Raw genomic sequence first — 26,069 nt, forward strand, 5'->3', positions numbered from 1 at the left:
CGCGGGCTGGCTTTCGCCGACAATCCGCCTCGTGCTGCGATTGACGTCGAATCCAAGGTCGATGCTACGGCTGCTGCCGAGCGGATCGGTGACGATCCGGCTGGTGTGGCTGGGATAAGCAAATGTGTAGCGCTGCGCACCGTCGGCGTGCTCCGTCAGCACGGCCTGCCCGTCTCCGTTGTACGCATACGTGGCGAAGCGCTTGCCATGTTCATCGGTAATTCCGGTAAGCAGGAAGCGATCATTGGGGTCTTCGTAGTGGTACGTACGCGATGACGTCTCGATGCCAAAGCGGTCCAGGTAATGCACACCGATCAGGCGAGCCGTGCCTGCAATGGCCGGGTAACCTTGTATGACAGTCCGCTCATATTCGTAGCGGACGCTGCCGGAAGCGCTGGAGATCAACACGATGACGTCACCGTCCCATGCGATTGTCAGGCTACGACCGCTTTTGTCGACAATCTTGCTAAGCTGATTTTTTACGTCGTAGGTGTAATGCGTGGCCGTGCCGGTGCGCGTATGAACGCTACTGAGCCTGAAATCGTCATCGATCCGGAGGTAGCGCTCGACGATGCCGTCCGGCGTTGTCACAAGCCAGATGGCGTCATCTGGGCCTTGCACTTCCAGGGTCGTGCTTCTGTCGTAGCTGGATTTATATGTGCCGTCGCCCTGCCGCCGGAATTCGAAAGTGCTGCCGTCGCTCAGTGCCCCGGTGACAATCGCTCTGGTCTTGCCAGTCGAGTCTTTTGGCGCAGAAAAGACTCGCTCGAAGGAAAATGACCAGCCCACGCCTGCTGATTGGCCAGCCCCGCTATCACGCACGCTACGGTAGGTGCGCTGGACGCTCAATACATCGTTGGCGCCGCCACCCAGATCGGTTTCATGTTGGATTTTGGCGCCGCTCATAAACTGAACCGGGTTTCCTGCCGCCTCTCCGCATTTCAACGGCGTCGGACGTTCCAGCCCTGCCTTACGACAAAAGCCCTGTCCATAAGTCCGATATCCTGGTTTGCAATGCAGATTGGCCTCTCCATACCAGCGAACGCTGCCTCCGGGACGCAAGCTGTAGTAGCACAGAAACATGTCGCGCCGGTCTTTGTAAGGCCGCATCTCGACAAGCGGCTGTTTCGTGTGATTCCACGCCCCTTTTTGACAGGCAGTAACCGGATCAGTCGTATAACGAATTGGACTCATAATTCCGGTGAAATACCACCAGCCGATTGTCCCCTCTGGTAGGCTACTCTCCGCACACGCATTGCCGAGCCCCACTAGCAGCAGTATCAGCGCGGACCGTATGGGATGAATAAGCGACTGAAACAGGCTTGCGTTGGTCATGGTTTTCCGGTCCTTTGCGGGAGAAGCTGGCGAAAATTGCCAGTTGGAAAACCAAGAATATCGACTTCAATAACTAGAACATTACCTCATCGCACACCATAATGTGCACCGGCTTATTCCAGATCATGCCTCCGAGAAATACGTACATTACGCTCCCGACAAGTTGATGGTCCTTTTCGTGTATTCCGTGCCAGGTACCCGCCCAACATATACGTGATTTTTGTCTTCCATATCCGGCACCCGACGTGATGCATGCTAGACGGCATGAGCGCTGCACCCGCTCCTATTCTTCTCTTGCCGCCCGCCCGCAGCCTCGGCGCGGCTAGTTCCTGCTCAAAGTGCCGGTAATGCGCCAGCAAGTCGGCGCTGATCATCTGCATAGGCGACTTGTGCGGACCGTCGATACGGTGAATTTTCCCGGATCAGCATCCCGCCTCCGCGCGCACAGACCCGCTGATTTGCTTATGTATGAACAAGATCGCCTGACATCGATCTATAGGTCCGCACTTTGTTGTGCTGTTAGAACAGTCCAGCGGATCAAGCTTCCGATCCCATCTATCGGGGACGAGCGCACAACCAGACGCCACCCGCACCTCAAGCATGCCGCTTCAACGCCCACGCCACATGCTCGCGCACCATCGGCGAGACATCATCCGCGCGTGCCTGCAAGGCCGCCACGATCCGTGCATCGCCACGGGCGCCCTCGGCCGCATTGCCCAGCCCGACCGCCAGATTGCGCAGCCAGCGTTCGTGGCCGATGCGCCGGATCGGACTGCCCTCCAGCTTGCGCTCGAATTCCTCCTCGCTCCAGCCGAACAGACTCACCATGTCCGCACTGCCGAGTTCATTGCGTTCATCGAAATCGGGCACCACGGCGCGTTGCGCGAACTTATTCCACGGGCACGCGGTCTGACAATCATCGCAGCCGTACACGCGGTTGCCGATCAAGGGGCGCAGCTCTTCCGGGATGCTGTTTTTCAGTTCAATGGTCAGGTACGAAATGCAGCGGCGCGCATCGAGCCGCCCGGGCGCCAGAATCGCCTGGGTCGGGCACGCCGCGATGCACGCACTGCACTGGCCGCAGTGGGCGCTGGCCGGCGCATCGACCGGCAGCGCCACGTCCACCAGGATTTCCCCGATGAAAAACATCGACCCCGCATCGCGATTCAGAATCAGGGTGTGCTTGCCGCGCCAGCCGATGCCGGCTTTTTCGGCCAGCGGCAGCTCCATCACCGGCGCCGAGTCGGTAAACACCCGGAAGCCCAGCTGCCCGGTCTCGCGCTCGATGCGCTCGGCCAGCTGCTGCAGGCGGCTGCGCAGCACCTTATGATAGTCGCGGCCGCGCGCATAGATCGAAATGACGGCCGCGCCCGGGTCGCGCAGACGCGCCGCTTCGCGCTCGCGCCAGTCGTCCGGGGTGGCCGCCGGCAGGTAATCCATGCGCGCGCTGATGACCCGCACCGTGCCCGGCACCAGCTCGGCGGGACGGGCGCGCTTCATGCCGTGGCTGGCCATGTAATCCATCTCGCCATGACGGCCCGCGTCCAGCCAGGCCTGCAGGCCGGCTTCGGCATGCGACAGGTCGGCGTCGCTGATGCGCACGTCGGCAAAGCCCAGCTCGGTCCCCCAGCGCTTGATGGAGTGCGCCAATGCGGACAAATCGGGTTCGGCGTGGGAAGAATGCATGCTGGGCGGGAGTACAATCGGGGAACTGACAAACATCACAGACCACATTCTATTCCATGCAGCACTTCAAAGCCCACCTCCACGACGAAGCCGGCACCGCCGCACTGGGTGCCGCACTGGCGCGCGCCTTGCTGCCGGGCCTGGCAATCCACCTGCACGGCGACCTCGGCGCCGGCAAGACCGCCCTCACCCGCGCCCTGCTGCACGCGGCCGGCCACGCGGGCACCGTCAAGAGTCCGACCTATACCTTGTCGGAGCCGTACAGCATCAAGCTCGACGGGCGCGCCGTGAACGTCATCCATTTCGACCTGTACCGCATGGCCAGTGCGGAAGAATTCCTGGACGCCGGTTTTCGCGAAGAATTTAATGAGGACAACATCTGCATCGTCGAATGGCCGGAAAAAGCCGATCCGGTGCTGCCGCCGCCCGACCTGAGTGTGTCCCTGCACGTTGCCGGGCTCGGCCGTGATGTAGAATTGCAAGCGTTGTCTGACCTGGGTTTGCTATGCCTCAACCGCCTTACATTCGCACCAAACCTTTGATTCCGGGACCAGTAACCCGGCGCACCATCCTCAAAGCTGGCGGCACCCTGCTGCTTTCCGTGTTTCCCGTCCTGCCTGCCGCCGCCGCGCAAATTCTCGCGGTGCGCGTCTGGCCGGCTGCCGACTACACCCGCGTCACGCTCGAAAACGACAGCGACCTCAAGGTCACCCACTTCACCGTGCCCGACCCGCAGCGCCTGGTAGTCGACATCGAAGGACTGGAACTCAATCCCACCCTGAAAAGCCTGGTGGCCAAGATCCAGTCGGGCGACCCGTACATCAAGCAGGTGCGCGTGGGCCAGAACCGGCCCAACGTGGTGCGCCTGGTGTTCGACCTGAAAGAAGAAATCAAGCCGCAGGTATTTACGCTCGAACCGGTCGGCACCTACAAGCACCGCCTCATTTTCGACCTGTATCCGGTCAAGGCGGTCGACCCGATCGCGGCGATGATCGAAAAAGGCGAGTGGTCGCGCGCCGACGCGCCGGTCGGCAGCCCGGAACTGCCGGCGCCCGCGCCCAAGCCGCCGGTGGCGGCAACACCGGCGACGCCGCCGGCAACCGTGGTGGTAACGCCGCCGGCACCCGTGCCGGCGCCAATCCTTGTGCCCCCGGCCGGCCCCGTGCTGGCCCAGCCAACCGTGCCGGTGCCGAAAACCGAGCTGCCCGAACCGGCCCCGGTGCGTCCCGACCCGCCGCGCGTGGCAGCGCACAAGGGTGACAAGGGCGGCAAGGTGGTGCGCATGATGACCATTGCGCTCGACCCCGGCCACGGCGGCGAAGACCCGGGCGCGATCGGCTCGGCCGGCACGCGCGAAAAAGACATCGTGCTGGCCATCGCCAAGCGGCTCAAGTTCAAGCTGGAGGAGCAGCCCAATATGCGCGTCATGCTCACGCGCGACGGCGACTACTTCGTGCCGCTCGGCGTGCGCGTGGAAAAAGCGCGCAAGGTGCAGGCCGACCTGTTCGTGTCGATCCACGCCGACGCCTTCATGCTGCCGACGGCGCGCGGTTCGTCGGTGTTCGTGCTATCCGAAAAAGGCGCCACCTCGACCGCCGCGCGCTGGCTCGCCAACAAGGAAAACCTGGCCGACGCCATCGGCGGCGTGAACATCCAGAGCCACGACAAGCAGATCGCCGGCGTGCTGCTCGACCTGTCGACGACGGCCCAGATCAACGACTCCATGAAGCTCGGCAAAGCGGTACTGGGCGAAATCAGCGGCATCGCGCGCCTGCACAAAGGCTCGGTCGAACAGGCCGGCTTCGCGGTGCTGAAAGCGCCCGACATTCCATCGATCCTGATCGAGACGGCCTTCATTTCGAACCCCGAAGAAGAAGCCAAGCTGCGCGACAACGGCTACCAGGACCAGATCGCGGCCGCCATCACCAAGGGCATCAAGCGCTATTTCGCGGCCAATCCGCCGCTGGCCAAGGGCCGCCAGACATAAAGGAAGGATTCATGAGCACAATCGAGATGGTCGACTACGGCCAGCTGCCGGCCGTGCGCATTCGCGGCGCCGACGGGGCACAGGCCATCGTCACGCTGTACGGCGCGCACCTGGTGTCGTGGCAGGGAGCCGATGGCGCCGAGCGCCTGTTCTGCAGCGCCGCTTCAAAACTCGACGGCAGCCGCGCCATCCGCGGCGGCGTGCCGGTGATCTTCCCCCAGTTCGCAGAACGCGGAACCGGCATGCGCCACGGCTTTGCGCGCGTGGCCACCTGGCGCCTGGCCGACAGCGGCGCGCACGATGGCGCCGCGTTTGCCGTTTTCATGCTCGAAGATGGCGACCTGGCGCCGGCGCTGGCGCAAGCCTGGCCGCACGGCTTCGCGCTGGCGCTGCGGGTGGAAGTGAACGGCGCCGCGCTGGCGCTGACGCTGGAGGTGCGCAATACCGGCGCCGATGCGTTTGCGTTTTCGGCCGCCCTGCACACCTACTTTTCGGTCAGCCACCTGGCGCGCGTGCGCATCGGCGGGGTGCAGGAAGGCGATCTGCAAATCGACGACAACTTCGACCATATCTATCGCGGCATCGACGGCGCCATGACGCTCGTTGACGGCGGCGCCACCCTGCACCTTGCGCAAAGCGGCTTTGGCGACGCGGTGGTGTGGAACCCGGGTGCGCTCGACGCGGCCGCGCTGAGCGACATGGAGGAAGCCGAATACCAGCGCTTCGTGTGCATCGAACCGGCCCTGATCGAACCGTTGACCCTGGCCCCGGACGCCGCCTGGCGCGGCGCGCACACGATCAGGATCGGCGCATGAAGAGTTAGTTCGATTCCTTGATCATGCGTCCCGAGCTGGCCTGGATCGGCCGGGCGTTGAGCGGATACATGCGGGAAAACAGCGCCATCTGGGCCGGCGAGGCCTGCATCGGCTGCTTCATCACCAGCCACAGCACGCCTTCATTGCAGGGCGGCGTGGTGAGCGATCCCATGAAGGTGAAGTAGTCGCGCCGCTGCGGCAGCACTTCGGCCACATCGAGCACCACGTTCGGATTGACGACATCGAGCTTTTCCAGCGGCAGGTTGTTCCACACGGTCTGGATCATATTGTTTGACTTGCCGCGTTCGAGCAGCACCGCCAGCACCGCCAGCCTGCCCTCCGGGTCCTTGTGATGCAAGTGCACCACCATCTCGAAGCCCTTGCCGTTGACACGTTCCTCGGACGGGCGATGGAAGTGGAACTGCTGCAGCTCGTACGAGCGGTTCTGCACCGTGATGAAATTACCGCCACCGACCGTCACCTGCACCGTGTGGCCGTTATCGACCACGCTGAACCCGGACGGCTTGTAATCGAAGGTAATCTGCTCGAGGTCGACCTTCATGCCATCGCGCAGGTCGATCGGCGACTGGCGGGTGCCGGTGCCGCACTTGGACCACGCCGAATTGATCTTGCCCCAGTTGGCCGGACCGGTCTCGCCTTCGTACGACCAGTGCTCGCTGTGGAACGGGCGCGCCGGCGGCGCCTGGGTGATGGCGACGATCGCCTCACGGCGCGAGACCGCCGCCTTCCTGGCTTTGGCGGCAGCGGCCAGGCGGGCGGCCTGGTTGGCGCGCATGACGGCCAGGCGGGCGGCGATCTTGGCCGACAGTTCGGCTTCGGCATCGGCCTCGCTCAAGGCTTGCGACGCGGCCTCCTTGGCCGACGGCGCGGCCGCTGGCTTGCCGGTGGCCAGCGCCGCCAGCTTGATGGCGTCGGCGGTTATTGGCTTGGCTGCCGGCTTGGCCGCCGCCTTGGCGCCGGAAGAAGCGGCCGCGGGAGGATCGTTGGCGCCTGCCGTCGAGATGGCCAGACTGCAAGCAAAGAGGGCGATCAGGTTGCGCATGATGTTCCAGAAAGTAAGAAATACAGTCTGGTTATCGGCGGGTGCGCGGAGAAACTTGAGTCCACAAAGCAACATCGGCGCGAAAATGTCGCGCCGATGGGGGAAGTGCTTAACGGCTGAGCATCTTGCGGCTGACTTTGTACAAGCCGCCGAGGGCGAGCGGCACGACGGCCGCGCCAACGCCGAGCAGGACGATGAGAGTCAGGTTGTCGCGCACGATCGGCAAGTTGCCAAAGAAATAGCCCGCCGTCACCAGACTGACCACCCACAGGAACGCGCCGGCGAAGTTATACAGCTGGAAACGGGCATGCGTCATGTCCGACACGCCGGCCACGAACGGGGCGAAGGTGCGCACCACCGGCACGAAGCGCGCCAGGATGATGGTCTTGCCGCCGTGCTTCTCGAAGAAATCGTGGGTGCGGTGCAAGGCATCCTTGTTAAGCCAGCGGTAATTATGGGTGAACACGCGTTGCCCGATGGCTTCGCCGATCCAGTAATTGAGGGTATTGCCCGTGACGGCCGCGGTGATCAGCAGGCTCATCAGTATCCAGTAGTCCAGCTCCCCGGTGGCGCAGGCCGCACCCGCAATGAATAAAAGCGTATCGCCAGGAAAGAAAAACAGGACCACCAGGCCGGTCTCGCAGAACACGATGGCAAACAGGACGGCGTAAACGTAGACACCATACTTGGCCAGCAACACTCCCAGCGTCTTATCGACATGCAGAATCATGTCGAAGAATTGCATCAGATCCATAAATATCCTAAAAGGTAGCGCCGCATAATAACATCACTCGGTGCCAAAATTTGTATCTGCCGGCCGGGGAACGGCAAGAAATTCAGGCGCTTCGGAAGTTTCCTGACTGGCCATCTTGCGGATTACAATTGTCGCCAGCGGCGCAGCGGACGCCATGCCAGCAACCGACCTGGAGACAACAGATGGATGTAATACACGGAATAAACAAGGCCAGCCTGCTCGCGGCCCTCGTCGCGGGCGCCCTGGCGCTGCCGGCGCATGGCGCGCGGCCGGCCAAGGAACTGGCGAGCAAGCCGACCGTGGCCGACGTGGTCAAGGCGTCGAAGCCGTCGGACTGGCGCGCACTCGATCCCGACAACACCCTCTATATGGAGGTGCCGGGCGGCCGCGTGATCATCGAGCTGGCGCCCACCTTTGCGCCCAGGCATGTAGCCAATATCAAAACGCTGGCGCGCGAAAACTACTTCGACGGCCTGGCGATCATCCGCTCGCAGGACAACTGGGTGGTGCAATGGGGCGACCCGAACGAAAAGAACCCGCGTCCGATGAAAAGCGCCAAGGCCACCCTGCCCGCCGAATTCACGGTACCGATGAAGAACGACGTCCACTTCACGCGCCTGCCCGACCGCGACGGCTATGCGCCGCGGGTGGGGCACTCGAACGGCTTTCCGTCGGCGCGCGACCCCAAATCCGGGCAAGCCTGGCTGACCCACTGCTACGGCATGGTCGGGGTGGGGCGCGACAACGGCGCCGACAGCGGCGGCGGCTCCTCGCTGTACGTGGTGATCGGGCACGCCCCGCGCCACCTGGACCGCAACATCACGGTGGTGGGGCGGGTCATCTCCGGCATGCCGCTGCTATCGATCCTGCCGCGCGGCCCCGCGCCGATGGGGTTTTACGACAAGCCCGAGCAGCACGTCCCGATCGCCGCGTTCAAGGTAGCGGCCGACGTGCCCGAAGCCGAGCGCAGCAAATTCGAAGTGATGCGCACCGACAGCGCCGCCTACAAAGCGGCGGTCGAAGCCCAGCGCAACCGCGGCGGCCCGTGGACCAAGGTCGCCGCCGGCCACATCGACCTGTGCAACGCCCCCATCCCCGTGCGCGAACAGCAATAATTTCCTAACCGGGGTCAGACCTCCGACTCGAAACTTTTTAGTTTCCTAACCGGGGTCAGAGCTCTGACTCGAAACTTTTTTGTTGCACAACACTTCCCCTGACCGCCATGCCGATGTCGTGGAACGGCGCGCTGTTCACAGTTTGCCGCGCCAGATTTCACAATGTTTCGAGTCAGAGCTCTGACCCCGGTTGTAGGAACTTGACTCAGGTTATGAGAACTCGGGGCGAGGTGCGGCAATCGCGGGAGCAGGGGATATAATTCGCGCATGAACGCTCCAATTTCCGCGCACCGCCCGATCCAGGCCCTCCCCGACCAGCTGATTTCGCAAATTGCCGCCGGCGAGGTGGTCGAGCGACCGTCCGCCGTGGTCAAGGAGTTGCTCGAGAACGCGCTCGACGCCGGCGCCACCCAGATCACCGTGCGCCTGGAAGAAGGCGGCGTCAAGCGTATCGCGATCACCGATAACGGGCGCGGCATCGCCCCCGACCAGCTGCCGCTCGCCCTGGCCCGCCATGCCACCTCCAAGATCGCGTCCCTGTCCGACCTGGAAAACGTGGCCACCCTCGGCTTTCGCGGCGAGGCGCTCGCGTCCATCGCGGCCGTGGCCGCCGTCTCGGTCACCTCGCGCACCGCCGATGCGCCCCACGCCTGGGAAATCGTCGGCTCCCATCACGGCACCGTCGCGCCGTCGTCCGGCGCGCACGGCACCACCATCGATGTCCAGGACCTGTATTTCAATACGCCGGCCCGGCGCAAGTTCCTCAAATCGGAACAGACCGAATACGGCCACTGCGCGGAAGTGGTGCGGCGCATCGCGCTGGCGCGCCCGGACGTGGCCTTTTCGCTGTCGCATAACGGCCGCACCATCGATCACTGGAACGTGAGCGAGATGGCGCGCCGCAGCGCCCATATCCTCGGCAGCGATTTCGCCGAGGCGCGCCTGGCCATCGACGAATCGGCCGGCCCCCTGCGCGTGCACGGCTACGCCGGTCTGCCGACCGCGTCCAAGGCGCGCGCCGATGGCCAGTTCTTCTACGTGAACGGGCGCTACGTGCGCGACAAGCTGCTGGTGCACGCGGTACGCGCCGCCTACCAGGATGTGCTGCACGGCGACCGCTTCCCTTCCTACGTGCTGGCGCTCGACCTCGACCCGGCCCTGGTCGACGTCAACGTGCACCCGTCCAAGATCGAAGTGCGCTTTCGCGACAGCCGCGCGGTGCACCAGTTCGTGTTCCACGCGGTCCAGCGCGCGCTGGCCAAAACCTCGGCCACGGACCACGGCAGCGTGCCGGCGCCGCAGATGGCGGCCGACGTGGGCGGCACGTCGTCGTGGCGCCGCGAGCATGAGCAGACCAGTTTCGGCGCCCAGCTCTCGGCCACCTATTCGCCCTCGCCCTACCCGCCCGGCAGCCGCTACGACAGCCCCGGCGTGGCGCAGACCATGGACAGCTACGGCGCTCTTTTTTCCGGCGCTTCCGGCAGCGCCGATGCGGCCAGCGCGCCGGTCACGCCCTACACCGCGCCGGCCCAGGGCATGTCGAACGATGAATATCCGCTCGGCTTCGCCCTGGCCCAGCTGCACGGTATTTATATCCTGGCCCAGAACACCAAGGGCCTGGTGCTGGTCGACATGCACGCCGCGCACGAACGCATTTTGTACGAGCAGCTGAAAAACGCGCTCGACGCGCAGGTCGGCGGCCAGGAGATGCAGGTCCAGGCGCTCCTGATCCCGGTGACCTTCTTCGCCGACGCGGTGGAAGTGGGCACCGCCCAGGAAAACCGCGAAACCTTGCAGGCGCTCGGCTTCGACATCGCGGCGCTGTCGCCCACCACGCTGGCGGTGCGCTCGGTGCCGGCCCTGCTCAAGAACGCCGATGCGCAGACCTTGGCGCGCGACGTGCTGCGCGATGTGCGCGAATTCGGCGGCTCGCGCGTGCTGATCGAGCGCCGCAACGAGCTGCTCGGCACCCTGGCCTGCCACACGGCGGTGCGCGCCAACCGCATCCTGAACCAGCCCGAAATGAACGCCCTGCTGCGCCAGATGGAAAGCACCGAACGCGCCGACCAGTGCAACCACGGACGCCCGACCTGGGTGCAGCTCGATATCTCATCGCTCGACAAGCTGTTCCTGCGCGGTCAATGACGATGCGCCAGACCGACACCACGGCCCCGCTGGCGCAGTACGCGCATGCGCCTATCCTCCTGCTGATCATCGGTTTCCTGATGCTGCAGCCGCTGTCCACCGATTTGTACCTGGCGTCGCTCCCGAGCCTGGCCACCGGCTTCGGCGCGCCTGCCGCCACCGTGCAACTGACGCTGTCGATGTTCGTGATCGGCTTCGGCGGCGCGCAGCTGGTCATCGGCCCGCTGTCGGACCGCTACGGACGCCGTCCCGTGCTGATTTGGGGCTTGTCGCTGTACGTGGTGGCCAGCCTGCTGTGCGCCGCGGCGCCGAATATCGCCCTGCTGATCGTGGCGCGCTTCCTGCAGGCGCTGGGCTGCTGTTCGGCCGTGATCGTCGCGCGCGCGATCGTGCGCGATGCGTATGCGCCGGCCGACAGCATGCGCGTGATCGCACGCGCCAGTTCGTGGCTTTCGCTCGCGCCGCTCACCGGCCCCATTCTCGGCTCCTACCTGCAGGTGGCCTTCGGCTGGCGCGCCGCGTTCGTGGCGCTGTCGATCCTGTCGGCGCTGCTGCTGGCGGCGGTCGTGCTGCGCCTGCCCGAGACCAATGTGCATAAAAACCCCAAGGCGACCGAGTTCAGTGGCCTGGCGGCGAATTACCGGCTGGTGCTCGGTTCGCGCGAATTCTGGGCCCATGCGCTGCCCGGCGCGCTGTCGTTCGGATCGATCTTCGCCTTCATCTCGGGTTCCTCGCTGGTGCTGATCCGCGTGCTCGGCGTGCCGACCGAGTGGTTCGGCTACTGCTTCGCGGTCGGCGTGTCCGGCTACCTGGCCGGCACCATCGTGTGCCGCCGCCTGCTGCCGCTGTTCGGCGCGGCCGTCACGCTGCGGATCGGCAGCACCATGTCGCTGGCCGCCGGCGCGGTGTTTTTAGCCGCCGTCGGCGCAGGCCTCGCGCATTGGAGCGTGGTGGTGCTGGCCATGTTCATGACGATGGGCGCGCACGGCATCAATTTTCCGGTGTCGCAATCGGGTTCGGTGTCGCCCTTCCCGCAGCAAGCCGGCACCGCCGCCGGTCTGATGGGCGCTCTATATATGAGCGTGGCGTTCGGCGTGGGCACCGCCGTCGGCGCGACCTTCGACGGCACCCTGTATCCGCTGGCGCTCATTTCGTGCGCACTTGGCCTGGCCGTGTTTGCGTCGGTGCGCGTGACCGCCACCCCGGTTGCGAGGGCCACGCCATGACGATGAAGCCATTGGCCGTTGCCATCATGGGCCCGACCGCGTCGGGCAAGACCGCCGCCGCGCTGGCGATTGCAAGCGTCATCCCCGCCGAGATCATCTCGGTCGATTCGGCGCTGGTGTACCGCGAGATGGATATCGGCACCGCCAAGCCCACGCCCGAGGAACTGGCGAGCGCGCCGCACCACCTGATCGACATCATCGACCCGACCGAGTCGTATTCGGTCGCCCAGTTCCGCGACGATACGCTGCGCCTGGTGGCCGAGATCAGCGCGCGCGGCAAACTGGCGCTGCTGGTCGGCGGGACCATGATGTACTTCAAGGGCCTGGCCGACGGCCTCGATGACTTGCCGGTGGCCGATCCGGCCCTGCGCGTTGAACTCGATGCCGAAGCGGCCGTCATCGGCTGGCCCGGCATGCACGACAAGCTGCGCGCGCTCGACCCGGAAACGGCCAACCGGCTCGCGCCCAACGACGCCCAGCGCATCAACCGCGCGCTCGAAATCATCGCCCTCTCGGGCAAGCCGATGTCGGAACTGCTGGCCAAACGCGAAAAAACCGCGCTGCCGTTCGAGTTGCTCTCGTTCGGGCTGGAGCCGTCGGACCGCAGTGTGCTCCACGCACGCATCGCCACCCGCTTCGACCAGATGCTGGGCGCCAATGACGACGCGGGCATCGTGGCCGAAGTGGCCGGCCTGCGCGCGCGCGGCGACCTGCATCCGGGCTTGCCGTCGATGCGCTGCGTGGGTTACCGCCAGGCGTGGGATTATCTGGATGGCAAGATCGACCGCGCCGCCTTGCGCGAAACCGGCATCATCGCCACCCGCCAGCTGGCCAAGCGCCAGCTGACCTGGCTGCGCTCGATGCCGGAGCGGGTGGTAATTGATTGCCTGAGTGACAACCCGGCCGGGCAGATGATGGACTTGATTGTGGCCCAGCAGCAAAAATAATCAGACGGCCTTGACACGCAAAAAGCAGATCTCTATAATCTTGGTCTGTCGGGTGATATAGCTCAGTTGGTTAGAGCACAGCATTCATAATGCTGGGGTCGGTGGTTCAAGTCCACCTATCACCACCACGAACACGGCAAGTAACGATTTGCCTTAAAACTCCTGAGACCTCAACCGCTCAGGGGTTTTTTTACGTTGGCTCCCCCGGCGGTATCCTGGCTCCCTAAGTAAAATTCATGGGCCCGCCCTCACTGTCGATGATGGCGCTCAGGCGCGCCAGGGCGGCGGCGTCGCCCACGAACACGTACAGCACCGGGTCGGTGCCGTCGATCGGCATGCACAGGGCTTCGGTGCGGTTATGGTCGAGCACATTGAGCGCAGCGGTTTGCAGGTCGCGCATCAGCTTTTTATTGCGCGCATCAAAAAAATCGTTCATGGGCAGCTCCTTGGCAGGGTGATTTCATCTCCTTGGACGCCGCCGGGCGCCATCTGGTTCAGTGCGGCGCTCGCTTTTTTCCATCAGCTCGCTCAAATCGAGGGCATGGGCCAGCGCGCGGTAGCCGGCGTCGCCCGGATGCAGATGGTCGCCGGAGTCGTATTCGGCGCGCATGCGCGTGGGGCGGGATGGATCGCGCAGCACCGCGTCGGCATCGAACACCGCATCAAATTCGCCGCCGCTGACGATCCAGCGGTTCACGCGCTGGCGCACCGCTTCCTTGGCCGGGCTGTAATGCCCTTCAAAGGGCGTGCCGGCCAGTGCGCCCTCGAACGGGATGAGCGTGGCGCCGACGATGCGCACATTGTGCGCGCAGGCGCGCGCGATCAGCTGGCGCAAGGCGCTGATGACCTGCTCCGCGCTCATGGCCGCATCGTGCGGCGCGAACGGGCTGCCGGGCCAGCCGATATCGTTTATGCCCATCATGACGATCACGCTGGCCACGCCGGGCTGCGCCAGCACATCCTGGTCGAAGCGCGCCAGCGCATTGGCGCCCATGCGGTCCCCCAGCAGGCGCGCGCCGGAAATGCCGGCATTGACCACGCCCACGCCGGCCGGCGCCAGGCGCTGCGCCAGCACGTCGGTCCAGCGCCGGTCCTGGTCGGGCGAGGAGCCATTGCCATCGGTGATCGAGTCGCCCAGCACCACCACGCTGCGCGCAGCGGCGGGCGCCTCGACCAGCACCGCGTTCAGAAACGCGCGTCCCGCGAAGCGCGCGGCCGCGGGCAGGTCGGCCGCCGCGGTGGCATTACCGCGCACCAGATACGGCGTTTGCTGCGCGCCCCAGTGAAAGGTCGATACCGGTGTGGGCGCCGGGTAGTATGTGGTGATGGCCAGCCGGGCCAGCGCGCCGGCGGGCAGGTCGACCGGATCGCTGACCAGCACCGCACCGGGCGCCGCGCTGGCGTGCACACTGCCGCCAAAGGTCACGGCGCGGCTGCTGCCGCCCACCACCGCGGCGCCGTGGCCGGCCAGGCCGACCCGCATCTGGCCCACCTGCAGCGCCGTTGCGCCATAACGGTTCGACAGCACGATGCGCAGGCGCCGCCCGCCCACGCTCAGCCGCACCACGTCGCGCACCGACTGCTGCTCGAACGACGCCGGCACGCCGACCGGCAGGATGAAGCTGTCGTCCCAGCGCGCCTGGGGACTGGCGCCCCAGCTGGCGACCCAGCGCGTCGGACTCGCGGCCGCAGCCTGCACGCACAACATGAACAGCACCGGCAATGTTCGCACTATCGACATGGTATTTCCCCTTTGAGTGAAGTAGGCGCTCAAGGTAGGTCATTCCTTACCATGCTGGTAGACCGGCAAATCGACTATCATCCATTCCAATATGGAATAAGGAGCGACGATGGATACCCTGCGCCTGATGCACCTGTTCACCCGCGCGGTCGACCTGGGCAGCCTGTCGGCCGTGGCGCGCGAAGCGGGCACCACGCAGCCGACGGTCAGCAAGGCGATCAACGCGCTGGAGGCGCATGTGGGCGTGCGCCTGCTCGAACGCAGCACCACCGGCCTGCTGGCGACCGCGGAAGGCATGCGTTTTCACGAGCGCGCGCGGCGCCTGCTCGATGAGTACGACGATGCGCTGGCGGAGGTGCGCGGCCACGCGCGGCAAGCGCAAGGCCTGCTGCGCGTAAACGCACCGGTGGCGCTTGGCCAGTTTCATCTGAACGCGCTGGCGCAGGAGTTCCTGGCGCTGCATCCCGACATTGAGATCGAGCTCATTCTCGACGACCGCTTCGTCGATCTGGTCGGCGATGGCGTGGACGTGGCCGTGCGCCTGGGCGGCCCGCTGCCGCCCGATGCCGTGGCACGCACGATTGCGGCATCAACGCGCTCGCTGGTGGCGGCGCCCTCGTATCTGGCGCGGCACGCGCGCATCAGGCGGCCGGACGACCTGGCGCAGCACGATTTTCTCCGCTTTGCGTGGCTGGCCACGGGCGACGAGATGGCACTGCAGAGCGGAGGGGAAGTAGTGAAGGTGACGACACGCGGGCGCTATCGTGTCAATAACGCGCTGGCGATTCGCGACAGCCTGCTGGCCGGCGCCGGGATCGGCCTGTGCCCGCACTGGCTGGTGCACGACCTGGTGCAGGCGGGCCAGCTGGCGCGCGTGCTGCCGGCGTGGAGCGGCACGCCGCAGCACGTGGCGCTGGTGTATCCGTCCAGACGCTACCAGCCGGCGCGCGCACGCCTGTTCATGGACTTCCTGGCACAGCGCATCGGCGCCCTGCCAGGATGGACAGCGACGGCCGACCGCTAGCGCTTACTCGGGCTGGCCGACATCGACATCGTCGCTCAGGGTGAAGTCGCCGTGCTCGCGCGCGGCCAGCAGGTCCTGCGCCTGCTGCAGGTACTCTTCGGGCGCCAGCACGCGCACGCCGCCCATGGCGGGCAGCAGGAACTGGTCGGCCTGGGCGTGATTCACGTCGGCCACCACCGCGGGAATGCCGGAAGCGACCAGGAAGCTGCGGGCCAGATGCGCGTCGGTCGGCGTGAAGAATTTCGCGACGATGAGCAGGTCGCGCCCCGGAATCGCTTCTACTTCGGCCGTGCCATCGGCCGTGTCATCCTCGGGGAAGGAGTCGGGGCCGTTCAGGGTATCTTGCATGGTGCCTCCGCATGGTGTTTGACTATCACGATCTTACTCCTGATCGCCGCCGGCGCCGGTTAATCCGGCCACACAAGCGCAACATCCGGTCAAATGACTCCCTGGGCGGCCAGATTGGCAATCGCGGCATCATCCCAGCCCCAGTCCACCAGCACCGCCGCGCTGTGCTGGCCGGGGTACGCAGGCGCACCGCTCAGCTCCGGCACGGTGCGCGAAAAGCGCGGCGCCGGCGCCGGCTGCATGACGCCGTCGACCTCGACGAAAGTGGCTCGGGCGGCGTTGTGCGGATGCAGGGGCGCTTCGTCCAGGTCGAGCACGGGCGCGAAGCAGGCGTCGGTCCCTTCCATCAGCGCGCACCACTCGTCGCGCGTGCGCCGCGCAAAAAGCGCCGCCATTTTGCCGCTCAGGGCGGGCCAGCTGGCCGGGTCCATCTGGGCGTCGAAAGCCGGATCGTCGGTGCCGGCAAGCTTGAGCAGCAGGGCGTAGAACTGCGGCTCGATCGCGCCCACTGAAACGAACTTGCCGTCGGCGCAGGCGTAGGTGTCGTAGAAATGGGCGCCGCCGTCGAGCAGGTTGGCTTCGCGCCCGTTGCTCCAGCCGCCCTGCGCGCGCAAGCCGTACATCATGGCGCCCAGAAGTGCGGCGCCGTCGGTCATGGCGGCGTCGATCACCTGGCCCTTGCCCGAAGTGCGCGCTTCCAGAACGGCGCAGACCACGCCGAAGGCGAGCATCATCCCTCCCCCGCCGAAGTCGCCCACCAGGTTCAGGGGCGGCGCCGGCGGCGCATCGGCGCGGCCCATCGCGTGCAGCATGCCGCTCAGGGCGATGTAATTGATGTCATGCCCCGCCGCCTGCGCCAGCGGGCCAGCCTGGCCCCAGCCGGTGACGCGCCCGTACACCAGCGCGGCGTTGCGCGCCAGGCAGGCGTCCGGCCCGAGGCCGAGCCGCTCCATCACGCCGGGGCGGAATCCTTCGAGCACCACGTCGGCCTTTGCGATCAGTTCCAGCGCGATCGCCTGCGCGGCCGGCTGCTTGAGGTCCAGCGCCAGCGAACGCCGTCCGCGCGCCAGTACGTCGTACTTCGTGCCCAGCATGGGGAACGGGGTGGCCGCGCCGGGCGCGCTCTTGCGCTCGATGCGGATCACTTGCGCGCCCATGTCGGCCAACATCATGGCGGCGAACGGACAGGGTCCGAGGCCGGCCATTTCGATCACTTTGATTCCTGCCAGCGGTCCTGCCATAGTGGTGCGCTCCTAAAGTGAACGGGCGATGATTTCCTTCATGATCTCATTGGCGCCGCCGTAGATGCGCTGCACCCGTGCGTCCACGTACATCTGGGCAATCGGATATTCGAGCATGTAGCCGTAGCCGCCAAAGAGCTGCACGCACTGGTCGATCACCTTGCATTGCAGGTCCGAGATCCAGTATTTGGCCATCGAGGCGGTCACCGTGTCCATCTTGCCCTTGATGGTCTCGTCGATGCAGCGGTCGACGAAGATGCGCGCAATCGTGGCCTCGGTCTTGATTTCGGCCAGCACGAAGCGCGTGTTCTGCATGTCGATCAAGGCCTGGCCGAAGGCGCGCCGCTCGCGCGTGTAGTCGATTGTCAGGCGCAGCGCGCGTTCGATCGCGGCCACGCCGGCCACGCCGAGGATGGTGCGTTCGTACGGCAGCTCGGTCATCAGCTGGGCGAAACCCTGGCCCTCGGCGCCGCCCAGCACATTATCCAGCTCCACATGGGCGTTATCGAAAAACAGCTCGCAGGTGTCCTGGCCCTTTTGTCCGACCTTCTCGAGAATGCGGCCGACGCGAAAGCCCGGGTTGTCCTTCGTTTCCATCAGCAGCAGCGAGACGCCCTTGGCGCCTGCGTCGGCATTGGTCTTGACCACCACCACGACCAGATCGGCCAGGTAGCCGTTCGAGATGAAGGTCTTGGAGCCGTTCACCTTGTAGCCATCAGGCGTCTTGACGGCCGTGGTGCGGATGCCTTTCAGGTCGGAGCCGGCGCCCGGCTCGGACATGGCGATCGCCGCCACCATCTCGCCGCTGGCCAGCTTGGGCAGGTACTTGAGCTTTTGCGCTTCGGTACCCTGGTTAAGCAGATAGTGGGCGACGATGGCGTGCACGTGGATGCCGAAGGCCATGTCGCCACAATAGCCCAGTTCCTCGAACACGATGGCCTGGTGCGCGAAGCTGCCGCCGGAACCGCCATACTGCTCGGGAATGTCGGCGCACAGGATGCCCATGGCGCCGCCCTTGTGCCACAGGTCGCGGTCGACGTGCTGCTGCTCGCGCCAGCGCTGCTGGTGCGGCGCGACTTCGCTGGCCACGAAGCGGCGTACGGCGTCGCGAAAGCCTTCCAGTTCAGGCGTCATCCAGGGCGAGGTGCCGCAAATGTTCATCTCCATCATGCGGCCCGGTACATGGTGACCACGCAGGCGCCGCCCAGGCCCAGGTTGTGCTGCAGCGCGACGCGGGCGCCGTCGACCTGGCGCGCGCCGGCGCTGCCGCGCAGCTGGTGGGTCAGCTCGTAGCACTGGGCCAGGCCGGTGGCGCCGAGCGGATGCCCTTTCGAGAGCAGGCCGCCGGACGGATTGGTAACGACCTTGCCGCCGTAGGTGTTGTCGCCATCGTTGATGAATTTGTCGGCGCCGCCCTCCGGGCACAGGCCCAGCGCTTCGTAGGTGATCAGCTCATTGTGGGCGAAGCAGTCGTGCAGTTCGACGACATCGAGATCGCCCGGGCCGATGCCGGCCTGCGCGTACACCTTGTCGGCGGCGGCGCGGCTCATGTCGTAGCCGACCAGGCGCATCATGTCGCCCGACTCGAAGGTGCTGGGGCGGTCGGTGGTCATGGCTTGCGCGGCGATGTAGACGTCGGCCTTCAGTCCACGCTTTTTTGCGAAGTCTTCCGATACCAGCACCGCGGCCGCGGCGCCGCAGGTCGGGGGGCAGGCCATCAGGCGCGTCATCACCCCCGGCCAGATCATCGGCGCGTCGAGCACGTCCTGGGGTGTGACTTCCTTGCGGAACAGTGCCAGCGGATTGTTCGCGGCGTGGCGGCTGGCCTTGGCGCGGATCTTGGCAAAGGCGTCGAACGGGGTGCCGTATTTTTTCATGTGGGCCAGGCCGGCGCCGCCGAAGTAGCGCAGCGCCAGCGGAATGTCGGGCATGCCGACCAGTTCATCGGTGACGGCGTCGAACGGCTCGAACGGGCTGGGACGGTCGGCGAACACGGAACCGAGCGCGCCCGGGCTCATTTGCTCGAAGCCGAGTACCAGCACGCATTCGGCGGCGCCGCTGGCGATGGCCTGGCGCGCCAAGAACAGGGCGGTCGATCCGGTCGAGCAGTTGTTATTGACGTTGACGATCGGGATGCCGCTCATGCCGACCTGGTACAGCGCCTTCTGGCCGCTGGTCGAGTCGCCGTACACGTAGCCGGCGTAGGCCTGCTCGATGTCGTCGTAGGCCACGCCGGCGTCGTCGAGCGCCTGGCGCGCGGCCAGGGCGCCCATCTGGTCGTACGGGGCGCTGGCGCCCGGCTTGGCGAAGGGGATCATGCCCACGCCAGTGACAAAAACGTTGCGGCTCATGCGCGTCTCCTGAAGTATTTTATGAACTAGGTCGCTCGACCTAGTGCGTCGATTATAGGTCAGCCGACCTGCTTTGCATAGCGCCATGCGATAATCCGGTCCATGTCCAGTCATCTCGCCAGCGCCCTCAAGAACAAAGCCTCCGTCACCACCGAAAAAGGGCTGGGACGGGCCCACGACATCCTGCGCGCGGCGCGCACCCTGCTCGCGGCCGAGGGCTATGCCGGGCTGTCGATGCGCCGGGTGGCACTGGAGGTGGGCATCAGCCTGTCGAACGTGCAGCACTACTACCAGAGCAAGGATGCGCTGCTCGAAGCGCTGCTGCTCTACACGATGGACCTGTTCCAGTCGAAGATGGATTCGATTTCGGCGGCCATGACGAGCGCCCCGCGCCTGGACCAGTTCCTGTCGACCTGCGACATGTTCCTCGACGAGATCACCGACCCGGTCACGCATGCGATCTTCTTCGAGATCTGGGCCCTGGCGTCGCGCAACGCCTTCGCATCGAGCCTGATGGACACCATGATGGCGCGCGAGCGCAAGGCCATCTTCAAGCTCATTCGCGGTCTCAATCCCGCCATCGGCGACGACGAATACCGCCAGCGCGCCATCCTGATGGTGGCGCAGATCGAGGGCCTGATGCTGTTCCGGCTCGATAAAGCCGGGCGCCGCGCCGAATTCGTGGCGGTGCGCGCCTCGGTGCGCAAGGTGCTGCTGGCATTGGCCACGGTGCCGTAGTCGTCCTTACAAGGCCATGTAAAGTATACTGCGGGCTCCGCCCATCACGAGGAGAGCGTCCGTATGCACCACAACATCAGCCTGATCACCACCATCGCCGCCGCACTTGGCTTCGGCCTCATATTCGGCATGATCGCCGTGCGCTTCAAATTGCCGGCGCTGGTCGGCTACCTGGCCGCGGGGATCGTGATCGGACCGGCCACGCCGGGCTTCGTGGCCGATGTGGCGCTGGCCGGGCAACTGGCCGAAATCGGCGTGATGCTGCTGATGTTCGGAGTCGGGCTGCACTTCTCGCTCGACGACCTGATGGAAGTGCGCGGCATCGCCGTGCCCGGGGCGGTGCTGCAGATCGGCGCGGCCACCGGCATGGGGATCGGCATGGCCTACCTGTGGGGCTGGAGCCTGGGCGCCGGCCTGGTGTTCGGGCTGGCGCTGTCGGTGGCCAGCACGGTGGTGCTGCTGCGGGCGCTGGAGGACCTGGGCATACTCGATTCGATCAATGGCCGCATCGCGGTCGGCTGGCTGGTGGTCGAGGATCTGGTCACGGTGCTGATGCTGGTGATGCTGCCGGCGCTGGCCGGCGCCTTGGGCGGAACGGGCCCCGACGGCGCCGCCGCCGGCGCGGACGCGAACATCTGGAAAACCTTGGGGATGACCCTGGGCCAGGTAGCCGCCTTCATTGTGTTCATGCTGGCGGTGGGGCGCAAGCTGTTCCCGTGGTTCTTGTGGCGCGTGGCGCGCACCGGTTCGCGCGAACTGTTTACGCTGGCGGTCGTGGCCACCGCGGTGGGCATTGCCTACGGCTCGTCGGAACTGTTTGGCGTCTCGTTCGCGCTGGGCGCGTTCTTTGCCGGGATGGTGCTGCGCGAGTCGCCCCTGAGCCACCGCGCGGCCGAAGAATCGCTGCCGCTGCGCGATGCGTTTTCGGTGCTGTTTTTCGTCTCGGTCGGCATGCTGGCCGATCCGATGGTGCTGGTCGACAGCCCGCTGCGGGTACTGGCGGTGGTCGGCGTGATCATGTTCGGCAAGTCGCTGGTGGCCTTTGCGCTGGTGGTCGCGCTGCGCTATCCGCTCAATACGGCGCTGACGGTGTCGGCCAGCCTGGCGCAGATCGGCGAGTTCTCGTTCATCCTGGCGGCGCTGGGCATGTCGCTCGGGTTGCTGCCGAAAGAAGGCCAGAGCCTGATCCTGGCCGGGGCGATCATCTCGATCGCGCTCAATCCCATGCTGTTCAAGACGATCGAACCGCTGCAGCGCTGGCTGCGCAGCAAGTCGGATGCGGCGCGCAAGCTGGAACGCTCCACCGATCCGCTGGCCGAGCTGCCGATGTCGGTGCCGCAGGAGCGCCTGAGCGGGCAGGTGGTGCTGGTCGGGTACGGGCGGGTCGGACGCATGATCGCCGATGCGCTCATGGCGCAGGGCGTGCATATCGTGGTGGCGGAGCAGAACCGCGAGCTGGTCGACCAGCTGCGCAAGCGCGATATCGCGGCGGTGGTGGGCAATGCGGCCGAACCGGCGGTGCTGATCCAGGCGCACATCGCGCGCGCGGCTTTGCTGGTCATTGCCACGCCCGATACCTTCCATGTGCGCGCCATGATCGAAACGGCGCGCGCGCTCAATCCGGGGATTCGCACGCTGGTGCGCACGCATAACGAGGAAGAGGCGGAGTTGCTGCGCAAGGAAACCGGCAGCCGGGTGTTCGTCGGGGAGAGGGAGCTGGCGCGCAGCATGGCCGAGCAGATCAGCGTGGATCTGGCGGCGCTGAAGCCACATTAACAACTAGCTCGTCGCTCCCGCACCAAGGCGGCACTCGGCGGGAAGTCGTTTCTGCCAATGGCAGAAACGACGGTTTGGAGGTTGTTGGTATTAAACCGCAGCAGCCTCGGTACACAGCTTCAGATTCCCCAAACGCTGGCCGGCGACGTGAAAGGCCAGCAGGTCGCGGCGCTCTTCCAACAGCGCAAAGACGGCATCCTTCGACAGCACGTACTGGTCGAGCAGGATATCCTTGATCGACTCGATCACGGCCTTGTAGTCGCGGATCGCGCCCAGGGTGTAGCTGTACAACTCGTCCGACTTCTCTTCCACCTGGCGGATCGTGTGCTCGCCGCTGCCTTCGTTCTTCAACTGCGTGTAATCGATCTTCGAGCGCGAATACATCGACAGGCGGTTGACCATCAGGTTGAGCATCTTGGTGGCTTTCTCGATGTCGTTCTGGCTGCCCACGGAAATCCCGCGCGCCCCGTAAAACAGCTCCTCGGCCGCCACGCCGCCGTACAGCTGGATCACGTCCTGCTCCAGTTCTTCGAGCGTACGCAGCGACACGTCGTCGCCCGACTGCAGCACATACCCCAGCGCGCCGAGCTTGGACACCGACTCGGTGCTGATCTTGAGCAGGTGCGATTTTTCCTTGACCTCGGCCAAGGTCATGCCCTGGCGCAGATACGGATCGATCTGCATGAAGAAGTGCCCCAGTTCGTGCAGCGCCACGCGCTCGCGCTGCTTGTGCTTTTCAGCCGTGGTGGCGCGGTCGGTCAGGCCCAGCGTGGCGCGCTCAAAAGCACGGAACATCAGATCGGTGTTGATGATCGCCTTTTCCTGGATCGAGATCATGCTGGCGCGTTCGACCACGGTTTCCAGCAGCGCGGGACTGAGGTTGGCGGTCATTTCGGCAACCTGGCCCAGATCGAGGTCGTTCCAGTCGACCAGGCCATCCTTCTTGCGGCCCAAAAAGTTCTTGAGCAGCGCACCGCGCTCGCCCTTGTTCGGCAGGCGGAAATTGATCTTGACCGAGAAGCGGCGCAGCATCGCTTCATCCATCTCGACCGAGGCGTCGTCGAAGTTCGAGGCCACCACCCAGATCACGCCGGCGCCCTTGTCGCTCTTGACGCCGTCGAGCAGGCCCAGAAGCGTGTTGGCGGTGTCGTCTTCCCACTTCTTTTCGCCGCGGCCGCGCGGCATGAACAGGGTTTGCGCTTCGTCCAGGAAGATGATGCAGCTGCCGCGCGCACAAGCCTTGCGGTACAGCGCATTGAGCGCCTTGGAGCCGCCGCCCACGTAGCCCGATTCGAGCGCCGAGCCGGAGGCCTGGATCAGCGGCACATTGAGCTTCTTGGCCAGGTAGCCAACCAGCTTGGTCTTGCCGGTGCCGGCGGGGCCGGTCAGCATCACGTTGAACGGCTTGTCGATGTTGTGCGACTTGTATTCGCTGCGGTTGCGGATCATGTCTTCGAGGTGCAGCACTTCCTGCTTGATGTCTTCCATGCCGATCAGGTCATCCATGCTGCCTTTGAGCTTGTCCGGCATGATGACGGCGGCGCTCATGCCCATGCCGGGGATGCCGAACTTGATCGCGTACAGGATCAGGAGGATCAGGAAGATATCGAGCGCGTGGCGCTTGAGGAAGGCAAGCGCTTCGGCGCTGGCGGCGTTCTGGCCCTCGTCGAGCAGGACCGCCTTGTGCGAGGCCAGGTAGTCTTCCTTGGCGATCGAATACGGAATGGCGTTCTTGAGCAGCACTTCACGCTCCAGGCTCAGGTGCGAGGTGCTCGGCACCTTGATCACGTGCAGCTGCGGCGCATCCTTGAACTTGAAGACGTAGCGCGGCGACTCCGACAGCGGCTTGGCCACCATCAGGTATTCCAGCTTGTCCTTCTGCGAGGCCAGCGCGGTGATGCGCGAAATGTCCTGGGAATAGACCAGCGGGCTGGTGTCCTGCTCCACGTCGGCGTTGTAGATGGCCAAACCGACAAGCAGGACGAACAGGAGTCCGGCGCCGATGCGCACGTAGACATTCTTGAGGGCGAGCTGGAGCTTGGCAAGATTGGGCATGTGGTTACTCTATGAATGGTGGCTGCGGACGGAATTACTATGCAAACATCGTTTCCTGCCGCGCGATGGTGAGGAGCGGCAGTGACAGCGACGTTCGATATCTGGACCATGAGAATTTCCGCAAACCATGTGGCCAATCGATGTCGCCTGACGGTACAGCTGCACGCCGGGCGACGTGGCACCGGCATGCTCCTTTGCCATCAATTAAATGCCTGATGGCAATAGGGATAGGGGAACTATACCGCCAAAAAAAAGCCAGGTATACCTTGATCTGCTGAAAAAATTTTGCGACGCAACACCTCTGATCAACTCGACAATGCGTCTTGTGGTGGACCTGAGCAAGCTCAAGGCGCGCCCGGGAAATGTCCGTATGTTCGTAACATTTCGTATCAGCCCTTGATGCTAAATGGCGATCATTAGATGATCCTTAAAACCCACGAATGGATTAGTGACATGCGTCGACTCTTCGCTTACTTCGCCGGCCTGTTCGGCGCCCGCCCCCTTGTCGACGACGACCACCTTACCGGTGCGGTCGATCTGTCCGATGCCGCTTACTGCCTGGGATTGCTGTCGCGCGACAGCGAGCCGTAACCCCACGTCAACCCTCCTGTCTTTTTAACAGTTTTCTTGCATTTTGCCGCAGTGCAGCATTTACCGAGAAATGTTAATTCCTCTGGTCAATAAAACATCAAAAAAACGACGTTTATAGCGGAATGGCTTGGAAATCGGTGGTGAGCGTGGTTAAATACATAGCCCGATGATTCGCATTTACTGCTCATCTGGTTGCAATGCAGCATGAGTAATCCTGCGCTTGCGAAAACCAAAAAGAAGAGGAACACCGTGAAAAAATACGCAGTCGCAGCAGCTTTCATGCTCGCCCTGGTCGCCGCCGCACCGGCGAGCGCTATCGAAGTCGTGGACAATCCACAGGCGGCAACCGCCCACATGGATTCCCACCCTCGGATGACCGCCATGGAAATGGCCGCGATGCCTGCCCCACAGATGTCGGAATTGCCCGAGCCTGAAGTGTTCGCGATGATGCTCCTGGGCCTGGTACTGATCGGATACCGCGCGCGCCGCGAAAGTGGCGAGAAGTTCCGCTAATTAAAGAATGCACGAAAAAAATCCCGCCATGTGCGGGATTTTTTTTGCCTGCCCCGCCCCTTCAATCCTTGACGGTGCCGGCGCACAGCGCCTGGAGCTTGCAGACCGTGTTCCAGTTGCGCGAGGTCATGCCATCGCCCAGCAGCTTGCCCATCGCCACGGCGATTTTGCTGTCGAGCACGCCAGCGGGACACCACAGGTAGGCGGCCAGGTCCGCCACGGCCAGTTGTTCCGGCGCCCAGTCCAGCGCCGCCAGCGGCGCCAGCAAGGCCGCTGCGCCCGGGTCGCTGAACGCGAATACCAGCAGGCGCGCATGATCGTTGGCCACCGGCAGCAGCGGATTGGCGGCGACGATACGGTCGAGCTCGTCGCTGACGAGCACCATCACCCTTGCCGCCACGCCCAGCTTGACCACCAGCGCATCCTGGATCAGGGCCGCCAGCGCCGCCGGCGCCTGGCACGGGGCGTTGAACACCACGTTGCCGCTATTAAGCAGCGTGCGCACCTCGGTGCAGCCCAGTTCGCCGACGAGCTGGCGCAGGTCGGCCATGGCGATGCGCTTGGCGCGGCCGACGTTGATGCCGCGCAGCAGGGCAATATAGCGTTGCCGGGTCATGA

Annotated in this window: 24 protein-coding genes and 1 tRNA gene; 13 read left to right on the forward strand and 12 right to left on the reverse strand. The window is 64.8% G+C overall.

Translation table 11 applies throughout. The features are described 5' to 3' along the window. On the reverse strand, positions 1 to 1,335 hold a 1,335-nt coding region (locus RBA41_RS04195), incomplete at its 3' end, for a DUF6531 domain-containing protein (protein ID WP_306621359.1). A gap of 594 nt (positions 1,336 to 1,929) precedes the next feature. Beyond that, the gene (queG, locus tag RBA41_RS04200) at positions 1,930 to 3,021 is read right to left on the reverse strand and encodes a tRNA epoxyqueuosine(34) reductase QueG (RefSeq protein WP_306621361.1); all 1,092 of its coding nucleotides are present in this window, start codon (positions 3,019 to 3,021) and stop codon (positions 1,930 to 1,932) included. 56 nt (positions 3,022 to 3,077) lie between these two features. Between queG and tsaE the strand changes: the two genes are divergently transcribed. Genes tsaE through RBA41_RS04215 form a run of 3 tightly spaced genes read left to right on the forward strand, consistent with a single transcriptional unit; the run spans position 3,078 to position 5,823 of the window. Beyond that, positions 3,078 to 3,563, forward strand: coding sequence for a tRNA (adenosine(37)-N6)-threonylcarbamoyltransferase complex ATPase subunit type 1 TsaE (tsaE, locus tag RBA41_RS04205; RefSeq protein ID WP_306621363.1), 486 nt, complete (start codon positions 3,078 to 3,080; stop codon positions 3,561 to 3,563). Continuing rightward, positions 3,527 to 5,008 carry an N-acetylmuramoyl-L-alanine amidase gene (locus RBA41_RS04210; RefSeq protein ID WP_306621365.1) on the forward strand — a complete coding sequence of 494 codons (1,482 nt, stop codon included), beginning with the start codon at positions 3,527 to 3,529 and terminating at the stop codon, positions 5,006 to 5,008. Before tsaE ends, RBA41_RS04210 begins: the two co-directional genes overlap by 37 nt. Before the next feature lie 11 nt (positions 5,009 to 5,019). Next, positions 5,020 to 5,823, forward strand: coding sequence for a D-hexose-6-phosphate mutarotase (locus RBA41_RS04215; RefSeq protein WP_306621367.1), 804 nt, complete (start codon positions 5,020 to 5,022; stop codon positions 5,821 to 5,823). Positions 5,824 to 5,827: 4 nt separating this feature from the next. Here the strand turns inward: RBA41_RS04215 and RBA41_RS04220 are convergent, their stop codons facing one another. Next, positions 5,828 to 6,886 carry a carbonic anhydrase gene (locus RBA41_RS04220; RefSeq protein WP_306621369.1) on the reverse strand — a complete coding sequence of 353 codons (1,059 nt, stop codon included), beginning with the start codon at positions 6,884 to 6,886 and terminating at the stop codon, positions 5,828 to 5,830. Between the two features lie 109 nt (positions 6,887 to 6,995). Further along, positions 6,996 to 7,640 (reverse strand): VTT domain-containing protein, encoded by a 645-nt coding sequence (locus RBA41_RS04225; protein ID WP_099875254.1) that lies wholly within the window; start codon positions 7,638 to 7,640, stop codon positions 6,996 to 6,998. A gap of 182 nt (positions 7,641 to 7,822) precedes the next feature. Here RBA41_RS04225 and RBA41_RS04230 point away from each other — a divergent pair, with 182 nt between their 5' ends. From RBA41_RS04230 to RBA41_RS04250, 5 genes are all read left to right on the forward strand, one after another. Continuing rightward, on the forward strand, positions 7,823 to 8,755 hold the full coding sequence (locus tag RBA41_RS04230) for a peptidylprolyl isomerase (protein WP_306621373.1): 933 nt from the start codon (positions 7,823 to 7,825) through the stop codon (positions 8,753 to 8,755). 267 nt (positions 8,756 to 9,022) lie between these two features. Next, on the forward strand, positions 9,023 to 10,900 hold the full coding sequence (mutL, locus tag RBA41_RS04235) for a DNA mismatch repair endonuclease MutL (RefSeq protein WP_306621375.1): 1,878 nt from the start codon (positions 9,023 to 9,025) through the stop codon (positions 10,898 to 10,900). Continuing rightward, positions 10,897 to 12,126 (forward strand): multidrug effflux MFS transporter, encoded by a 1,230-nt coding sequence (locus tag RBA41_RS04240; RefSeq protein ID WP_306621377.1) that lies wholly within the window; start codon positions 10,897 to 10,899, stop codon positions 12,124 to 12,126. The genes mutL and RBA41_RS04240 overlap by 4 nt, the downstream gene beginning before the upstream one ends. After that, the gene (gene miaA / locus RBA41_RS04245; protein ID WP_306621379.1) at positions 12,123 to 13,073 is read left to right on the forward strand and encodes a tRNA (adenosine(37)-N6)-dimethylallyltransferase MiaA; all 951 of its coding nucleotides are present in this window, start codon (positions 12,123 to 12,125) and stop codon (positions 13,071 to 13,073) included. Before RBA41_RS04240 ends, miaA begins: the two co-directional genes overlap by 4 nt. A gap of 51 nt (positions 13,074 to 13,124) precedes the next feature. Continuing rightward, positions 13,125 to 13,201 (forward strand) — tRNA-Met (locus tag RBA41_RS04250). Between the two features lie 95 nt (positions 13,202 to 13,296). Here the strand turns inward: RBA41_RS04250 and RBA41_RS04255 are convergent. Together RBA41_RS04255 and RBA41_RS04260 are read right to left on the reverse strand one after the other, a co-directional pair. After that, positions 13,297 to 13,509 carry a hypothetical protein gene (locus tag RBA41_RS04255; protein ID WP_306621381.1) on the reverse strand — a complete coding sequence of 71 codons (213 nt, stop codon included), beginning with the start codon at positions 13,507 to 13,509 and terminating at the stop codon, positions 13,297 to 13,299. 24 nt (positions 13,510 to 13,533) lie between these two features. Further along, positions 13,534 to 14,814: an SGNH/GDSL hydrolase family protein gene (locus RBA41_RS04260; RefSeq protein ID WP_306621383.1), complete on the reverse strand. Its 1,281-nt coding sequence runs from the start codon at positions 14,812 to 14,814 to the stop codon at positions 13,534 to 13,536. A gap of 109 nt (positions 14,815 to 14,923) precedes the next feature. On the opposite strand from RBA41_RS04260, the gene RBA41_RS04265 reads away from it, so the two are divergent. Continuing rightward, positions 14,924 to 15,838, forward strand: a complete 915-nt coding sequence (locus RBA41_RS04265) for a LysR family transcriptional regulator (protein ID WP_306621385.1) — start codon at positions 14,924 to 14,926, stop codon at positions 15,836 to 15,838. A gap of 3 nt (positions 15,839 to 15,841) precedes the next feature. Here the strand turns inward: RBA41_RS04265 and RBA41_RS04270 are convergent, their stop codons facing one another. The 4 genes from RBA41_RS04270 to RBA41_RS04285 all read right to left on the reverse strand — a co-directional run bounded on the left by RBA41_RS04270 (position 15,842) and on the right by RBA41_RS04285 (position 19,778). Then, positions 15,842 to 16,186, reverse strand: a complete 345-nt coding sequence (locus tag RBA41_RS04270; protein WP_306621387.1) for a putative signal transducing protein — start codon at positions 16,184 to 16,186, stop codon at positions 15,842 to 15,844. Between the two features lie 89 nt (positions 16,187 to 16,275). After that, positions 16,276 to 17,427 carry a CaiB/BaiF CoA transferase family protein gene (locus RBA41_RS04275; RefSeq protein ID WP_306621389.1) on the reverse strand — a complete coding sequence of 384 codons (1,152 nt, stop codon included), beginning with the start codon at positions 17,425 to 17,427 and terminating at the stop codon, positions 16,276 to 16,278. A gap of 12 nt (positions 17,428 to 17,439) precedes the next feature. Beyond that, positions 17,440 to 18,594 (reverse strand): acyl-CoA dehydrogenase family protein, encoded by a 1,155-nt coding sequence (locus RBA41_RS04280; RefSeq protein ID WP_306621391.1) that lies wholly within the window; start codon positions 18,592 to 18,594, stop codon positions 17,440 to 17,442. Continuing rightward, positions 18,594 to 19,778 (reverse strand): lipid-transfer protein, encoded by a 1,185-nt coding sequence (locus RBA41_RS04285; RefSeq protein WP_306621393.1) that lies wholly within the window; start codon positions 19,776 to 19,778, stop codon positions 18,594 to 18,596. The genes RBA41_RS04280 and RBA41_RS04285 overlap by 1 nt, the downstream gene beginning before the upstream one ends. A 102-nt stretch (positions 19,779 to 19,880) precedes the next feature. Here RBA41_RS04285 and RBA41_RS04290 point away from each other — a divergent pair, with 102 nt between their 5' ends. Both RBA41_RS04290 and RBA41_RS04295 read left to right on the forward strand, forming a co-directional pair. Then, on the forward strand, positions 19,881 to 20,516 hold the full coding sequence (locus RBA41_RS04290) for a TetR/AcrR family transcriptional regulator (protein ID WP_306621395.1): 636 nt from the start codon (positions 19,881 to 19,883) through the stop codon (positions 20,514 to 20,516). A gap of 63 nt (positions 20,517 to 20,579) precedes the next feature. After that, entirely contained in the window at positions 20,580 to 22,292 is a 1,713-nt protein-coding gene (locus tag RBA41_RS04295) for a cation:proton antiporter domain-containing protein (RefSeq protein WP_306621397.1), read from the forward strand. Between the two features lie 90 nt (positions 22,293 to 22,382). Here the strand turns inward: RBA41_RS04295 and RBA41_RS04300 are convergent, their stop codons facing one another. Then, the gene (locus tag RBA41_RS04300) at positions 22,383 to 24,347 is read right to left on the reverse strand and encodes an AAA family ATPase (RefSeq protein WP_306621399.1); all 1,965 of its coding nucleotides are present in this window, start codon (positions 24,345 to 24,347) and stop codon (positions 22,383 to 22,385) included. Between the two features lie 453 nt (positions 24,348 to 24,800). Between RBA41_RS04300 and RBA41_RS04305 the strand changes: the two genes are divergently transcribed. Together RBA41_RS04305 and RBA41_RS04310 are read left to right on the forward strand one after the other, a co-directional pair. Further along, positions 24,801 to 24,938, forward strand: coding sequence for a hypothetical protein (locus tag RBA41_RS04305; RefSeq protein ID WP_157778460.1), 138 nt, complete (start codon positions 24,801 to 24,803; stop codon positions 24,936 to 24,938). A 204-nt stretch (positions 24,939 to 25,142) separates the two neighbouring features. Then, entirely contained in the window at positions 25,143 to 25,451 is a 309-nt protein-coding gene (locus tag RBA41_RS04310) for a PEP-CTERM sorting domain-containing protein (protein WP_306621402.1), read from the forward strand. Between the two features lie 61 nt (positions 25,452 to 25,512). Here RBA41_RS04310 and RBA41_RS04315 read toward each other — a convergent pair whose 3' ends face one another. Continuing rightward, complete coding sequence (locus tag RBA41_RS04315) at positions 25,513 to 26,067, reverse strand: DUF1697 domain-containing protein (RefSeq protein WP_306621404.1); 555 nt, start codon at positions 26,065 to 26,067, stop codon at positions 25,513 to 25,515. Positions 26,068 to 26,069: the final 2 nt, after the last annotated feature.

Origin of the sequence: Massilia scottii, assembly GCF_030846495.1 — a bacterium.
GTDB classification, from domain to species: Bacteria; Pseudomonadota; Gammaproteobacteria; order Burkholderiales; family Burkholderiaceae_D; genus Telluria_A; species Telluria_A violaceinigra.

Coding starts and splice junctions, on each gene's coding strand:
- queG (WP_306621361.1), bottom strand. CDS start 3,021: ATGCATTCTTCCCACGCCGAACCCGATTTGTCCGCATTGGCGCACTCC.
- tsaE (WP_306621363.1), top strand. CDS start 3,078: ATGCAGCACTTCAAAGCCCACCTCCACGACGAAGCCGGCACCGCCGCA.
- RBA41_RS04210 (WP_306621365.1), top strand. CDS start 3,527: ATGCCTCAACCGCCTTACATTCGCACCAAACCTTTGATTCCGGGACCA.
- RBA41_RS04215 (WP_306621367.1), top strand. CDS start 5,020: ATGAGCACAATCGAGATGGTCGACTACGGCCAGCTGCCGGCCGTGCGC.
- RBA41_RS04220 (WP_306621369.1), bottom strand. CDS start 6,886: ATGCGCAACCTGATCGCCCTCTTTGCTTGCAGTCTGGCCATCTCGACG.
- RBA41_RS04225 (WP_099875254.1), bottom strand. CDS start 7,640: ATGGATCTGATGCAATTCTTCGACATGATTCTGCATGTCGATAAGACG.
- RBA41_RS04230 (WP_306621373.1), top strand. CDS start 7,823: ATGGATGTAATACACGGAATAAACAAGGCCAGCCTGCTCGCGGCCCTC.
- mutL (WP_306621375.1), top strand. CDS start 9,023: ATGAACGCTCCAATTTCCGCGCACCGCCCGATCCAGGCCCTCCCCGAC.
- RBA41_RS04240 (WP_306621377.1), top strand. CDS start 10,897: ATGACGATGCGCCAGACCGACACCACGGCCCCGCTGGCGCAGTACGCG.
- miaA (WP_306621379.1), top strand. CDS start 12,123: ATGACGATGAAGCCATTGGCCGTTGCCATCATGGGCCCGACCGCGTCG.
- RBA41_RS04255 (WP_306621381.1), bottom strand. CDS start 13,509: ATGAACGATTTTTTTGATGCGCGCAATAAAAAGCTGATGCGCGACCTG.
- RBA41_RS04260 (WP_306621383.1), bottom strand. CDS start 14,814: ATGTCGATAGTGCGAACATTGCCGGTGCTGTTCATGTTGTGCGTGCAG.
- RBA41_RS04265 (WP_306621385.1), top strand. CDS start 14,924: ATGGATACCCTGCGCCTGATGCACCTGTTCACCCGCGCGGTCGACCTG.
- RBA41_RS04270 (WP_306621387.1), bottom strand. CDS start 16,186: ATGCAAGATACCCTGAACGGCCCCGACTCCTTCCCCGAGGATGACACG.
- RBA41_RS04275 (WP_306621389.1), bottom strand. CDS start 17,427: ATGGCAGGACCGCTGGCAGGAATCAAAGTGATCGAAATGGCCGGCCTC.
- RBA41_RS04280 (WP_306621391.1), bottom strand. CDS start 18,594: ATGGAGATGAACATTTGCGGCACCTCGCCCTGGATGACGCCTGAACTG.
- RBA41_RS04285 (WP_306621393.1), bottom strand. CDS start 19,778: ATGAGCCGCAACGTTTTTGTCACTGGCGTGGGCATGATCCCCTTCGCC.
- RBA41_RS04290 (WP_306621395.1), top strand. CDS start 19,881: ATGTCCAGTCATCTCGCCAGCGCCCTCAAGAACAAAGCCTCCGTCACC.
- RBA41_RS04295 (WP_306621397.1), top strand. CDS start 20,580: ATGCACCACAACATCAGCCTGATCACCACCATCGCCGCCGCACTTGGC.
- RBA41_RS04300 (WP_306621399.1), bottom strand. CDS start 24,347: ATGCCCAATCTTGCCAAGCTCCAGCTCGCCCTCAAGAATGTCTACGTG.
- RBA41_RS04305 (WP_157778460.1), top strand. CDS start 24,801: ATGCGTCGACTCTTCGCTTACTTCGCCGGCCTGTTCGGCGCCCGCCCC.
- RBA41_RS04310 (WP_306621402.1), top strand. CDS start 25,143: ATGAGTAATCCTGCGCTTGCGAAAACCAAAAAGAAGAGGAACACCGTG.
- RBA41_RS04315 (WP_306621404.1), bottom strand. CDS start 26,067: ATGACCCGGCAACGCTATATTGCCCTGCTGCGCGGCATCAACGTCGGC.